We start from the raw sequence: 13,189 nt of genomic DNA, 5'->3' as shown, positions 1-13,189 counted from the left end.
ACATACAACGGTCACTTGAGAGAAATTGAACCTTATGGATCTCCTTACAATTTTAGAGCTAAAGATGGTAATGTAAATGTTGCTAAATTTGTTGATATGGTAATTAGTACTCCTTCTAGACAGTCTAACATCATATACAACAAAATAATAGATGCATCTGACATGATTGTTATAACTTTACCATAGATTTTATGGTTTTTTTAAATTGAGGTATATTATTTATGGTAGACAGTTGAAAGATAAAAATTTTTGTTTTATAATTGCAATTATGGAGGTATGTATGAAGTACGCTAAGATATTTTTATCGCTGCTTTTAGTTGCAGCTGTGGCTCTGAGTATGAGCCTAGTGTCTTGTGCTCCGGCTCCTCAGGATAATAATATTGATGGAGGAGGTGGTGATACAGGAGGTCCAGCAGGTATAACAATTATTTTTGATTTTGGAGGTACTTTCTTGCCTGAAAATTATGAGGTAGTTCCATTTATAGTTGGTAGCTTGGATCAGATAAATCCTAATAAGTTTTACGCTTGGGATGGTGTAGTTAATAATGGTATAAAACAGGATGGTACAGGATCACATGTATTGTCAAAAATAGATGCTGCAAAATGGAAATTATTTATACCTGATTCGGATATTTTATTAGATCCAGATACTCCTACAGCTGTTCAGTTTAAAGCTGCTAATTATAATCCATCTGATTGGGATAGTGTTGTGGATAATTTTTGGGGTACTATTGGGAATCAGCTAACTGGTATGAATAATGAAAAGATAGTTATTAGCAACAAACAGGTAATTGAGGCTTACAAGCCAGGTGATGACTCTCCTGTTAAACCAGGACAAAGCGACAAAGGTATAACAATATCACCTGATGGTAAAACGGTAACAATAGATGTCGGTGCACATGGTGGTTGGAGTATTCATTTACCTTATACTGTTACTAATGTTGAACTTGTTCTCATAACTTCTAATGTTTCAACTAATTATAGTGGTAGTTTTGTTGTTGAGTACGGGTACTCTGGTAGTTTCAATGGATGGGGTGGTCCTTTGGTAGCTAGTATTCTATCAACAAATGCAAACGGAAGAGTTAATATAATTGCTACTGCTAATTATACTGGTTCTGCTAAAGTTGAGTATAAAGTAAGAGGTAGGGTAGGTGCTGATTGGCAATGGGCTACAGGGGAGAATATGCTTATTTTAATCCCTAAAAATGTAACAAAATACACAAATTACTCTTCAAGAGATGTTGATTTCTAGATTAAGTGATGGTATAGTTACTAGGGAGCCGAGAGGCTCCCTTTTTTGTTTATCTTCTCTTTTGTCAGTTTATTACATGAAGTCTTCATACTTCTCAGTTTGTTTTGTGGGTTTATATACGTCGATTTAGCGAGTGTTTAACTTTATTTTCGATAAGCAATTTTAGATTTCTAGTAAAGGGTTTAATTGTAATTTGGTAAACCTTATGAATAAAATACTAATAACTTTTTGGAGGCAGTTAATGGGAGTGAAGATTGCTGGTGTTGGAATGTATGTTCCACCTAAAGTGTTGACAAACTTTGATCTTGAGAAGATGGTTGAAACTAGTGATGAGTGGATTAGGACTAGGACAGGAATTGTTGAAAGGAGAATAGCAGAGAATAATATTGCTACTTCTGACTTGGCGGTTGAAGCAAGCAAGATAGCGATACAGAATGCTGGACTTAGGCCAGAAGATATAGATTTAATAGTTTGTGCTACTATAACACCTGATATGGTTTTCCCAGCTACTGCGTATCTGATAGCTGAGAAATTAGGTGTTAAGAAACCGGGATTTGATATAAATGCTGCTTGCTCAGGGTTTGTTTATTCTACAGTTCTTTCTTATTCGTTGCTAAAAACAGGTATTTACAAGAATATACTAGTTATTGGTGCGGAGACACTTTCTAGGATAACTGATTGGCAGGATAGAAATACCTGTGTACTTTTTGGTGATGGTGCGGGTGCTATGGTATTGACTGTAGATGATAGCTCATCGGATATCATATCAGTTGAATTAGGGGGAGATGGGGGATGTGCTGATTTGCTTTACATGCCTGCTGGTGGTTCAAGATTACCAGCAACAGAAGAAACCGTTAAAAATAGGTTACACTTCATAAAAATGAATGGAAGAGAAACATTCAAAATGGCTGTTAGGATGATGACAGAATCTGTTGAAAAAGTTATACAAAAAGCAGGTATATCCAAAGAAGATGTTAAGCTTGTTATACCACATCAAGCAAACATAAGAATAATTGACTCTATAGCAGAATACCTAGGAGTTGAAAGAGAAGAGAAGGTATTTGTAAATCTCGACAAATATGGAAATACATCAGCAGCGTCAATACCAATTGCCCTAGCAGAGGCAGTACAGCAGGGAAAATTACAAAGAGGAGATATACTAATACTAGTTGCATTTGGTGGTGGTTTTTCTTGGGGTGCTATTGCCTTGCGATATTAGGGACTTGATATTGATGAGTGTAGAAGAAGATTAGGATTTGCTCTACTAAAGCGCTTTTCGAGAGTTAGTTTAGATTGCTATTATGAAAACGGATATTTTGGTTTGATAATATTTGATTTATTATAGGTGTTTTACATGTTGTATCTAGGGGGTTTTGGATGGATATATTAAAAGCGGTGGTAATGGGATTTATTCAGGGAGTAGCAGAATTTTTGCCTATTAGTAGTTCAGGACATTTGGTTTTAGCGGATCATTACCTTAGGAATATGGGTAAAACAACACTTTGGTTTGATGTACTTTTACATATTGCTACTCTTATAGTAGTTATAACATTCTTTTTTAATGAGTTTTTAATTTTGGTGAGAGGTAGTTTGAAGTTTTATAAGTTTTTTGGAGATAACGAGAGTAAACTTTTCTGGTTGGTAGTTTTAGCTACTGTGTTTACTGTGATAGTTGCTCTAATACTTGAACCTGTCTTAAGAGATACTGTTGAGAGTAATTACAAGATTGTTGGAATTTTCTTGATAATAAACTCTTTTATCCTTTTGGTACCTTATATTATTCATTTTGGTACTCAACAAAAAAACCTTGAGAATATAGGTATTTTTGAAAGTATTATTATAGGAATATCTCAAGGTGTGGGTGTACTACCGGGAATATCTAGGTCTGGTATTACCATATCAACTGGATTAGTTGTTGGACTTGATAGGGCTACGGCTGGAATTTTCAGTTTTCTTATATTCATACCTTCGACTATTGGTGCCTTTGTTTACGAGACCTACAGGTCGTTTAAAGTCAGTGATATACAATTTAAGTTTGAGTGGTCTTATTTGGTAGGGTTTGTTGTAGCTCTAGTTGTTGGATACATTGCTCTATGGTTGCTTATGAAACTACTTAGAGAAGGTAAGTTTTATGTATTTTCTATCTACACGTTTGTAGTTGGTTTGCTTGCTTTAATTTTATAAATGTTTTTGAAGGGGGTAGATTATGGAAGAAGAACTTAAGGATGTAAATATTGATGTTGTTGAAATACAAAAAATATTACCACATAGGTTTCCTTTTCTATTGGTTGATAGAGTTGAGAAAATGAGTAATAATAAGGTGATTGGTTATAAGAATGTTACTATTAATGAATGGTTTTTTGAAGGACATTTTCCAGGGTATCCTATAATGCCAGGAGTTTTGATAATTGAAGGACTTGCACAGTGTGCTGGTGTTTTGGCTCTTAAAGCAATAGGATATAATTCACAAAATCCACCTTTAATATTCTTTGCTGCAATTGATGGAGTTAAGTTTAGAAATCCTGTTTTACCAGGTGATAAACTGGTCTATGAAGTAGAGATTATTAAGATAACTAATAAGTTTGGTAAGTTCAAAGGTATAGCTAAAGTTGGAGATAAGGTATGTGCTGAAGCTGAAATGATGGCCGCTATACAAGAAAGATAATATAAAAAGTAGCTTGGTTATTGGTGGGATTTTATCTGAAATCTATCAATACTCATTTAGTAGATGCTGGTTTGTAAAGAGAGTTTAAGAATAAGATATCTTCTTTTGATAATTTTACTCGTTTAAGTAGGTCTGGACGTTTTTCATAAGTATTTTTGAGAGATGATAAATGTCTCCATTTTTCTATTTCTTTGTGGTTTCCTCTTGTTAATGTTTCGGGTACGGAAAAACCTAGAAACTCTTTTGGTCTTGTAAATTGATCGTACTCGAGTAATCCACCTTCGTAATAGAAGCTGTCTCTAATTATTGAACCTTTATCTACGAGACCTTTTAATCTTGTTAGAGCATCAATGAATATAAGTGCTGGTAATTCTCCACCTGTTATAACAAAGTCTCCTATACATATTTCGTCGTCAACAAAATTGTCGACTATTCTCTCATCGACTCCTTCGTATCTGCCGCATAGTATTACTAGTTCATTGCAGTTTAAGTATTCATTTAGGATATCTTTTGAGAGTAGTCTTCCTTTGGCTGACATGTAGATAACTTTTGAAGATGGTAGTTTAGATTTTGAGTGTGTAATTGCTTCATAGACTACGTCTGGCTTGAAAATCATTCCTTTGCCACCACCGTATGTGTAATCATCTACTTTTTTGTGTTTGTCTTTTGCAAAATCTCGTATATTTAGTACTTGATATTCAATAATACCTTTTTGTGTTGCTTTATCCATCATGCTTGTTGAAAGATATGTTTCTATAATGTTTGGAAATATGGTTAGGAAAATTACTTTCATAATTTACTTGTAATTTTAAATAAGAGTATGACCTAAAATAATCTTATTTTTACTAAGTTTAAGCTTCAGTCTGTTGATAATTGCCTTTTTTCTAAGTTGAAATAAAGTTAAATTTTTGAAGATATCTTAAGGATCGTTTATAGAATAACTTGATAAATATTTGTAAGGAAGTATACCAAATTGTTGTTTTGGTGTATATTGGTTATCTAAATATTTTTAAGTCTCTCACTAGTAGATTGAATATATCGTTGAAAAGTACTAGTATAATTAGTGTTATTATTGCTACGAATCCTACGGTTTCGATTATAGTTATTATTGATGAACTAGGTTTTTTCTTAGTTATGGCTTCTACAGATGATAGAACTATATGCCATCCATCGAGTCCTGGGAATGGTATCAGATTAAATATACCTATTGCCATGCTTATTATTGAGACTAGTATGAGCAAATTCTGAAATGCTATTTGGTTTTCTATTGCTGTGCTTAAGAAGTAGGTTAATCTTATAGGGCCTGCTATGGAGGATTGTACATCTACTTTACCTGTTATGAGAAGTTGGATACCTTTTATTACTTCTACTAGTTTTTCGTTTGCGTAGTTAAAACTTTTATAGAATGCTAATAAGGGATTAGTTTCTTTCTTTTCGTTTATTACAATTTCATTTGATGAGATTTTTGGTACTATGCCAATAACATATCTTTTGTTTTTTTCATCATAGGATGGTTTTACTTTGATTACCATTCTTTTACCATCTCTTAGTACTTCTATATTGACTTCTTTATTACCTACCTCCGATAGAATTTCACCTATTTCGTTGAAAAAGTTTATTTTTCTTCCGTCTATAGATAGTATGATGTCATTTTCTTTTAATCCTGCTTGTTCTGAAGGTGATCCTTTGATTATTGATCCTATTACAGGTTCGGCTGCATATGATATTCCAAGCCCACCTTCGTTGTTTATATAATTTTTAGGTATATACACTATTGTTTTGTATACTTTATTGTCTCTTATGTATTCAATTTCAACGTTTTTATCCATTTTGTATATCAGTATTAAATCTATTTCTTGGAAAGTTTTTATTTGAATACCATCTATGCTTTTTATAGTATCTCCCGATCTTATTCCTGCTAGACTGAAGTAGTTAATACCTTTTGAAGTGTCTACATAGATTTTTGGTAAGAATCCTACGGTTTTAAAACCTACTATGAATATGATGCTTATAACTATTACTGCAAAAAGATAGTTGAAAAAAGGTCCTGCGAATGCTATAAGAATTCTATTTACAGGTTTTGTGCCGTAAAATGTGTTTGGTGCTTCAGTGTTTAGATCTGATGGTGTATCTCCTTTCATCTTTACATATCCGCCAAAAGGTATTGCACTTATCCTAAAGTCTATTCCATTTATATTCTTACCCCAGATTCTAGGCCCTAAACCTATTGAAAATATTTCAACATCAACTTTTCTTAATCTAGCGGCTATAAAATGTCCAAGCTCATGTACTAAGACTATTATACCTAGGAATAGTATTCCTAGAAGGATAGATAAAAAAGTTGTCATAACATGCTCCTAAGTAAATGATAAATTATATAGATCACTATTTTCTAGAAATTTCGAGTTTAAGTTTGTTTGAAACGAACTTTTGAATGAAATTATCTAGTATTTACTAAGGTTTTGGTGTTTTAAAACTTGTTAGATTACTGGTTATAGGAGCTATTACTTTTTCTTTGGTATTACTTAGGAAGTTGGGTAACTAGTTTTTTAGTACGTAGTTTAATAGGATTTTTTGAGGAAACCCAGAAATAGGACTAGTAAGTCAAGAAGTTAGTTGCTTGTTTTTGAAAGGATTTTGAACTATAGTTTATAATCAAGATCTAGCTTTGGGAGGTTTTGGTGTTATGGGTATTAGTATGGAGCTTGTAAAGCAACTCAAAGAAAAGACAGGTGCTGGATTGATGGATTGTAAAAAGGCTCTAGAGGAGACGGGAGGAGATGTTGAAAAGGCTGTAAGAATCTTGAGAGAGAAGGGATTTGCTGCTGCTGAAAAGAAAGCTGAGAGAGAAACAAAAGAGGGCCTTATTCTTATTGATATCAAGGATGGTAGTGGTATTATGCTAGAAGTTAACTGTGAAACAGATTTTGTTTCTAGAAACGAAGAGTTTAGAAACTTTGTGAAAAATCTTTCACAGATCATATACTCAAAGAAATTAACTTCTGTGAATGATGAGATTGAAAATCTCAGAAAAGAAGCAGTTATGAAGTTTGGGGAGAACGTAGTTGTGAAAAGATGGGAGATATTGTCTCTTACATCAGGAAATGTTTTTGATACTTACCAACATGGTGATAAGTTGGGAGTAGTGGTAGAAGGTAAAATTGATGTATCTGATAGTGAAGCATCATCGCTACTTCATGATATTTCACTGCAAGTTGCTGCTATGGCTCCGCAGGTTGTGAGAGTTGATGATCTTGATAAGTCTTTTGTGGATGAGAAAAGAAAGGAGTTCATTAAGGAATTTGTGGAATTAGGTAAGCCAGAAAATATAGCTCAGAAAGCTGCTGAAGGTAAGTTAGCTAAACTTTTTGCTGAAATATGTCTTTATGAGCAGCCTTTTATAAAAGATGAAAAAGGAGAGAAAAAAGTAAAGGACGTTATAAGTGAATACAAGAAGAAGAGTGGTAAGGATTTTGATATAATAAGATTCTATCGATTTCAAATCTAGTAGTGGTAAAAGTTGTTTTTTGAGGGGTTGTTACAATGTTTATTTATAACTTGTTTCCTAGAATATATGGTCCTTTTAGTAGGTGGATAGATGACCTTGATAGGATAAAGGGTTTAGGTGTTGACTGGATATACATAAATCCTATTTCTTATCCAGGTTTTTCAGGTAGTTTGTACTCAATAAAGGATCATTATAAGTTTAATCCGTTGTTTTTGGATAAAGGTTCAAAGGATACTCCCGAGGAACAGTTTAAGAATTTTATAAAAGAATGTAAAGTTAGAGGTATAAAGGTAGCTGTTGATTTGATTATAAACCATACAGCTATTGATTCAGTATTAATTGAGAAGCATCAAAATTGGTATAAACTCAGTGAAGATGGTGATATTAAAAGACCTGGTGCTTGGGATAATGGTGTTTGGGTTGAGTGGGGTGATCTAGCAGAAATTGACAATGAATCTTCACCCGATAAAAGGAATCTATGGAATTACTGGAGAGATCTTGTTGAATGGTATATTGAACTAGGTGTCGATGGGTTTAGGTGCGATTATGCTTATAATGTACCAGTTGAGTTGTGGAAGTTTTTGATAAACTCCGCTAAATCAAAGAAACCTGATATAAAATTTATGGCAGAAATACTTGGTGGTCCTTTCGAAAAAAATGTTGAAATAGCTAAAGCTGGATTCGATTATGTTTTTAGTAGTTCCAAATGGTGGAATTATGTTGATCCGTGGTTTTTAGAGCAGTATCCTGTGTTTTCCAAGTATTCTTCTTCGATATCTTTTCCTGAATCTCATGATACTCCTAGAATATCTGAAGAGTATGAAGAAGATGTTGCTAGGATAAAGCAAAGGTTTGTGTTTGTATCTTTCATAAGTGAAGGTGTTATGATACCAGTTGGTTTTGAATTCGGGTTTAAAAAGAAATTAGATGTTGTCAAAACTTCTCCTGATGATTGGGAAATACCTTCGTATGATATATCGGCTTTTATAAAGTATATAATAGAGCTAAAATCAAAACACCAGATACTGAGAGAAGAAGGTAAGTCTGTTGAAATCGTTAACATTGATAACGATGTTAGTATGTTTGTAAAAAGAGGTAAATTTACGGATCAAGTTGCGCTTTTCGTTGTCAATAGAAATACACAAAGTTCTGTCCGTAGATATGTTGATTTTACTCAGATTATGGGGTATTATGACGTTATTGATGTTATTGACAATGTAGTAGTCCCTAAGTTCTATGAAATTGTAGTTCCTAGAGCAGGTATAAAGGTTTTTGTGAATAGAATTCACTAAATCTACTCTAACTAAAGTCAGGTGACAGATCTTTTGAAAGGTTTAGACAAAGGTAAGAGCGTATTGGTTTAGGTATTAGCTTTTGAAAAATGTTATTTTTCCGATTATCATATATGTATGAAGTATACTCTCTATCAGGTTGCTAAATATACTTTTGTATTCTTTGTGCTGTTTATATTTTTTATTTACCTTTCGAAAACTGATAGGCTTCCAAGGTTTATACCAGATGATGTTAGGAATACATTAATAGATTTTAGTGACTATCTTCTAAGTTATGATACTTTTAGTGTTGTTTTTAGTGTTTTTCAATCTTTTTTTGATTTTTTAGCTGATGATGGGTATTCTTACAAGTATTCGCTTTTGCCTAAAGCAATAGTTGATAGACTATCTTCTGAGTTTGATGCTATAAATAACTCTATTAACCTTTTTCTTAATAATCCATTATTTGAAACTTGGATAATACCTAATACTTTTCCACAAGGAATACTTAAGGAAACATTTAGGAATTATTTTTCAGAGGATTTTTACACGGGTTTTTCTATATATTCATCAAAGTTTATACAGATTTTTTCTCTTGGTGTTCCTGAAAGTGATGATGTTAAACAATTTCTGGTCTCTTTTGATGGATTTAGTTTTCATAAAGACTATATACTGAAGTACAGGAAATTGTCAAGGGATTTAGATCTTATAGATGGATATTTTGTTTTGTATATTGATAAGAAAAAGTTTTTTGATTATGTTTTGGGGGATTCTAAGAGAGAGTTTGAAATGGTTTATTTCTACTATGGAGGGAATATTGTTTATTTATCAAGAGATGTTTCTATAGATTATGTTTTGAGAAATATTGATTCTCAGAAAATTGAGTTGTTTGGTAATATATTTGCTCAGAGGACTTTTAAGTATGATGGAATGATCATAGGTTTTGTTATACCTAATCCTAGTTGGACTCGGTTTTTGTATGTTGGATTTAAGATTTTGGTATTTTTAGCATTTTTATTTATTTTGTTTAGAATAAACATTAGTATAAGAGATAAATTGAAAAGAGAAAGAGATATAAGGTATAGGATGATAAAAGATTTGAAAAAAGCGGTTTCTTCTTTATCAAAGCCTTCCGATATGGCAATATCGAATTTGCTTGTTAAGGCTACTGAAGAAAATTTGAAATACTTTGAAGCGTTAGTTGAAAATGATAAAAAGACTGAAAGTATTAGTAAAAAGAAAACTTCTCTTTTGGGTAGGTAGAGATGCCTTTGTTTGAATTTCATATTCCACCTAATGTAATAATAGGGAATGATGTTGATAATAGAATAGGTGAGTTTTGTAGTAAGTATGGTGATAAAGTTATTGTGGTTTTAGAGAATTCAAAGTATATAGTTGATAACAAGATTGGAGAAATTGTTGAGAGCAGTATAGGTGTTTTTACAAGTGATATAATAGTATATGATGAATTAGAACGAAGTGCTAATAATGATGTGAAGATAGATAATTTAAAAGAAATAGTTCAAGTGGCCAGACCTGATGTAATAGTTGGTGTAGGAGGATATCATGTTTTGAGTGTTGCTAAGATGATCGCTTCAATGTATGATAAGATTTTATCTTCTGATGATGTCTTTAAGAAAAGGTATACTCAGTTTAGAAGGAAAAGAGTTTCTTATGTTGAAGTACCTATAACTTTTGGTATTGTTCCAGGACTTTCTAGTTTTTGTTTTACTTATGATAGAGATTCAGGTTATAAGACTTTGTACAGTGATATATATTCTTATGCGGATGCGATAATTTTTGATACTTCTCTCATATCTTTTTTACCTCCTTATTATATTGGTATATTGGCTGTTGATGCTATGGCTTTAGCTTTTGATGCTTTTATATCCAGGAATTCTACTCCAATTTCTGATGCTCTTTCATACAAAGCTATAGAAACCTTCTACATAAACATAAAGAAATTTATAAATGAACCAAGTAATATAAACATACTTCATAATCTATGTTATGCTGGTGTGATGGCAAGTATATCAGTTGCGTTGAGCTCACCAGGTCTATCGAGTGCTATTGCACAAGCTGTTAATTCGATATTAGATATACCTTCTGAAAGAATATCGTCTGTGATATTCCCACATATAATTGACTATAATCTTACTTCAGTACCAGGGAAATTAATTCAAACTGCTATGGCTTTGGGTGAAAAAATACAGGATATTACAGTCATAGAAGCTGCTATAAAATCCGCAGAATCTATTAGAAAACTTTTGTTGGATCTTAACATACCATTAAGACTTTCAGAAATAGAATACTTTGATGAAAAAAAGATAGATAAGATCTCTGATATAGCATCCAGATATGAGTTTATGTCTCAGTTACCAAGAGTGGCAAGTAGAAATGACATAAATACTATACTTCAAGCGGCACTTTAAGTACTTTTTGGATATTCTATTCTTTGGTGAAGTATGTACCTAAAAGTGTCTTTTATTGCTTTCTTTATGTTATTAACATCTTGTAAAGTAAGATCACTTTTGCTTAATTCTTCTTTCAATACTTCTTGTTGTATTGAATCATCAATTACTTCTTGAATTGTTTGGATGTTTACTGACTGATTTGAAGCAAGTGATCGTATCTTTGCTTCCAATTTGTCACATAGGTATACTATTCCTGATTCTTTGAATGTTGGTTTGTAGTTTTCGTATTTGAATAGGTTTATATCAACATTAGGATTTTCTTTAAGTGCTTTATTGTAAAAATAGTATATGACTGATCCTCCGTGATGTTCTTTTATGATTAGTTCAATTTCAATTGGTAGATTATACTTTCTAGCTATTTCTGTTCCTATCTTAGGATGTTGCTTTATAATTTGTGCGTATTCATATATGTTTACATCTTCTCTAGTTTTTCCACCGATGTTCTCAGTAAAGTAATCAGGTTTCTCTATCTTTCCTATATCGTGGTATAATGCTCCTACCTTGGCTAGAAGTGAGTTTGCGTTTATTGCTTCTGCTGCTGCTTCCGCAAGGATACTTACATTTAGAGAGTGATAGTATGTTCCAGGTGCTTTTTCTCTTAACATTTTGAGAAGTTCATTATCAAGTGATGACAGCTCATATAATTTGAAAGGTGTTGCTATCCTGAAAAAGTATTCGTATACAGGTAGTACTAAAAATACTAGTAAAACATTTCCAAAAACACTCGCAAAAGATATCAAAGAGGCAATTGGTATGTTACCAATTTCAAAATTTTCAATAAAGTTTATGACTAGGTATAATAGAAAATTTAAAGAAAATATAACTACTGCTATGAATATAAACGATGATCTTCTTTTGATTTTGTGGGACATTACGAATCCTACTATTGTGAGAATAGACCAGTATATTATTATTAGATAACTCTTGTATAATGTTAATAGTACTATGAGAGAGTAGTATATACCTATAACTAGTGTTGTTTTTCTACCTGAAATTAGGCTATTTATTAGACTAAACCACACTAGAAGAGATGTAAATATTGTAATGTATCCAAGCCAATCCTTTAAATATAGTTGTAGATAAACTGATACCATTAGTACTAGAGCATTTATGGACATTATATTTACGTTCTTAACTTCTTTGAGTATAGAAAGTAGTATTATAGAAAATATTGCTATAATGAGTACCAGAATTTCAGTAAGTATGGTACTTAATAGGAGTTTTGATCTGAGTTCTTCTAAATACTCCTTGAGTATTTGTATGTGTTCTTCTGTGATAATAGTACCTTCTCTTATTATGGGGGATCCTTTTTTTATGATTACTTCTATAGTTTTATTCTGTGATGAATTATGTTTTTCTAATTCTAGTTGCTGGAATTCCTTTTCAAAAGTTGCATTTGGAGATAGGGCATGAAAAAATATGCTTATAATTTCTTCCTTTACCTGATTTACTATGGATCTACCAAATACAATTTCAAATGCTTTTCTCAGTTCTTCATCTGTTTCTATAGGAAAGGGTATTATTTTCTTGGGATAGTATTTATTTCCGTTATATATTGCTATTATATTTGTTGTTGGACTTAAGTTGGATAACTGGTTTGTTTCTATTACTACAATGCTTTTTAAAAATCTCAGTATTATGTTTGTGAGAAACGGTTTTGGAAGTAATCTTATAAATCTTATCTCTTGGTTTGGTTCTTGTGATATTACATCAATCAAGTTGATTATATTGTTTGCTTCTTCTTCAGGTGATATAGTTCTTTTTAGTATTATAGGTAGTTTTGTTTTTATGTTTCTTATATAGAGTATATTTGTAAGTGATACATCTATTTCTGATATGATACTTTTTGTTAAAACGCTGTCTTTTTTAACACTGTCTATGAGGAAGTTTATATTTTGAATGTTTTGAAAATATGATATAATTGGCAAAGGAGTTACAGGTAGAAACAGAATCAGGAATAAGAATTTGTATTTTTTTATAAGCTTTGATATTTTTCTATGATTACTATCATCAACCATA

Annotated in this window: 12 protein-coding genes; 9 read left to right on the top strand and 3 right to left on the bottom strand. The window is 32.0% G+C overall.

The window, feature by feature from the left end; translation table 11 throughout:
* From N2712_07120 to fabZ, 5 genes are all read left to right on the top strand, one after another.
* A partial coding sequence (locus N2712_07120) for a hypothetical protein (GenBank protein ID MCX8029745.1) occupies positions 1-186 on the top strand: 186 nt, incomplete at its 5' end.
* A gap of 94 nt (positions 187-280) precedes the next feature.
* Positions 281-1,252 carry a hypothetical protein gene (locus N2712_07115; GenBank protein ID MCX8029744.1) on the top strand — a complete coding sequence of 324 codons (972 nt, stop codon included), beginning with the start codon at positions 281-283 and terminating at the stop codon, positions 1,250-1,252.
* 241 nt (positions 1,253-1,493) lie between these two features.
* Positions 1,494-2,471 (top strand): ketoacyl-ACP synthase III, encoded by a 978-nt coding sequence (locus N2712_07110; protein ID MCX8029743.1) that lies wholly within the window; start codon positions 1,494-1,496, stop codon positions 2,469-2,471.
* Between the two features lie 158 nt (positions 2,472-2,629).
* A complete protein-coding gene (locus N2712_07105) occupies positions 2,630-3,436 on the top strand; it encodes an undecaprenyl-diphosphate phosphatase (GenBank protein MCX8029742.1) in 807 nt (268 codons plus the stop codon).
* Positions 3,437-3,458: 22 nt separating this feature from the next.
* Positions 3,459-3,917 carry a 3-hydroxyacyl-ACP dehydratase FabZ gene (gene fabZ / locus N2712_07100; GenBank protein ID MCX8029741.1) on the top strand — a complete coding sequence of 153 codons (459 nt, stop codon included), beginning with the start codon at positions 3,459-3,461 and terminating at the stop codon, positions 3,915-3,917.
* A gap of 52 nt (positions 3,918-3,969) precedes the next feature.
* On the opposite strand, the gene trmD is transcribed toward fabZ, so the two are convergent.
* Together trmD and rseP are read right to left on the bottom strand one after the other, a co-directional pair.
* Positions 3,970-4,710 carry a tRNA (guanosine(37)-N1)-methyltransferase TrmD gene (trmD, locus tag N2712_07095; GenBank protein MCX8029740.1) on the bottom strand — a complete coding sequence of 247 codons (741 nt, stop codon included), beginning with the start codon at positions 4,708-4,710 and terminating at the stop codon, positions 3,970-3,972.
* Between the two features lie 202 nt (positions 4,711-4,912).
* Positions 4,913-6,265, bottom strand: coding sequence for an RIP metalloprotease RseP (gene rseP / locus N2712_07090; GenBank protein MCX8029739.1), 1,353 nt, complete (start codon positions 6,263-6,265; stop codon positions 4,913-4,915).
* A gap of 338 nt (positions 6,266-6,603) precedes the next feature.
* Between rseP and tsf the strand changes: the two genes are divergently transcribed.
* From tsf to N2712_07070, 4 genes are all read left to right on the top strand, one after another.
* Positions 6,604-7,425: a translation elongation factor Ts gene (tsf, locus tag N2712_07085; protein MCX8029738.1), complete on the top strand. Its 822-nt coding sequence runs from the start codon at positions 6,604-6,606 to the stop codon at positions 7,423-7,425.
* Between the two features lie 35 nt (positions 7,426-7,460).
* Positions 7,461-8,717 carry an alpha-amylase family glycosyl hydrolase gene (locus N2712_07080; protein ID MCX8029737.1) on the top strand — a complete coding sequence of 419 codons (1,257 nt, stop codon included), beginning with the start codon at positions 7,461-7,463 and terminating at the stop codon, positions 8,715-8,717.
* A gap of 117 nt (positions 8,718-8,834) precedes the next feature.
* A complete protein-coding gene (locus tag N2712_07075; GenBank protein ID MCX8029736.1) occupies positions 8,835-9,959 on the top strand; it encodes a hypothetical protein in 1,125 nt (374 codons plus the stop codon).
* 2 nt (positions 9,960-9,961) lie between these two features.
* Positions 9,962-11,128 carry an iron-containing alcohol dehydrogenase gene (locus tag N2712_07070; protein MCX8029735.1) on the top strand — a complete coding sequence of 389 codons (1,167 nt, stop codon included), beginning with the start codon at positions 9,962-9,964 and terminating at the stop codon, positions 11,126-11,128.
* On the opposite strand, the gene N2712_07065 is transcribed toward N2712_07070, so the two are convergent.
* Complete coding sequence (locus tag N2712_07065; GenBank protein ID MCX8029734.1) at positions 11,125-13,188, bottom strand: HDIG domain-containing protein; 2,064 nt, start codon at positions 13,186-13,188, stop codon at positions 11,125-11,127. The two genes, N2712_07070 and N2712_07065, sit on opposite strands and share 4 nt — an antisense overlap.
* Position 13,189 lies beyond the last annotated feature (1 nt).

Source organism: Brevinematales bacterium (assembly GCA_026415355.1).
Taxonomy (GTDB): domain Bacteria; phylum Spirochaetota; class Brevinematia; order DTOW01; family DTOW01; genus SKYB106.
The sequence above is the reverse complement of the archived record's forward strand: the minus strand, read 5'-3'. Positions and strand labels throughout refer to the sequence as shown.

Bases quoted from the DNA above. Each gene is read 5' to 3' on its own strand.
- rseP (MCX8029739.1), bottom strand. From the start codon at position 6,265: ATGACAACTTTTTTATCTATCCTTCTAGGAATACTATTCCTAGGTATA.
- tsf (MCX8029738.1), top strand. From the start codon at position 6,604: ATGGGTATTAGTATGGAGCTTGTAAAGCAACTCAAAGAAAAGACAGGT.
- N2712_07105 (MCX8029742.1), top strand. From the start codon at position 2,630: ATGGATATATTAAAAGCGGTGGTAATGGGATTTATTCAGGGAGTAGCA.
- N2712_07075 (MCX8029736.1), top strand. From the start codon at position 8,835: ATGAAGTATACTCTCTATCAGGTTGCTAAATATACTTTTGTATTCTTT.
- N2712_07065 (MCX8029734.1), bottom strand. From the start codon at position 13,188: ATGGTTGATGATAGTAATCATAGAAAAATATCAAAGCTTATAAAAAAA.
- N2712_07115 (MCX8029744.1), top strand. From the start codon at position 281: ATGAAGTACGCTAAGATATTTTTATCGCTGCTTTTAGTTGCAGCTGTG.
- N2712_07110 (MCX8029743.1), top strand. From the start codon at position 1,494: ATGGGAGTGAAGATTGCTGGTGTTGGAATGTATGTTCCACCTAAAGTG.
- N2712_07070 (MCX8029735.1), top strand. From the start codon at position 9,962: ATGCCTTTGTTTGAATTTCATATTCCACCTAATGTAATAATAGGGAAT.
- N2712_07080 (MCX8029737.1), top strand. From the start codon at position 7,461: ATGTTTATTTATAACTTGTTTCCTAGAATATATGGTCCTTTTAGTAGG.
- fabZ (MCX8029741.1), top strand. From the start codon at position 3,459: ATGGAAGAAGAACTTAAGGATGTAAATATTGATGTTGTTGAAATACAA.
- trmD (MCX8029740.1), bottom strand. From the start codon at position 4,710: ATGAAAGTAATTTTCCTAACCATATTTCCAAACATTATAGAAACATAT.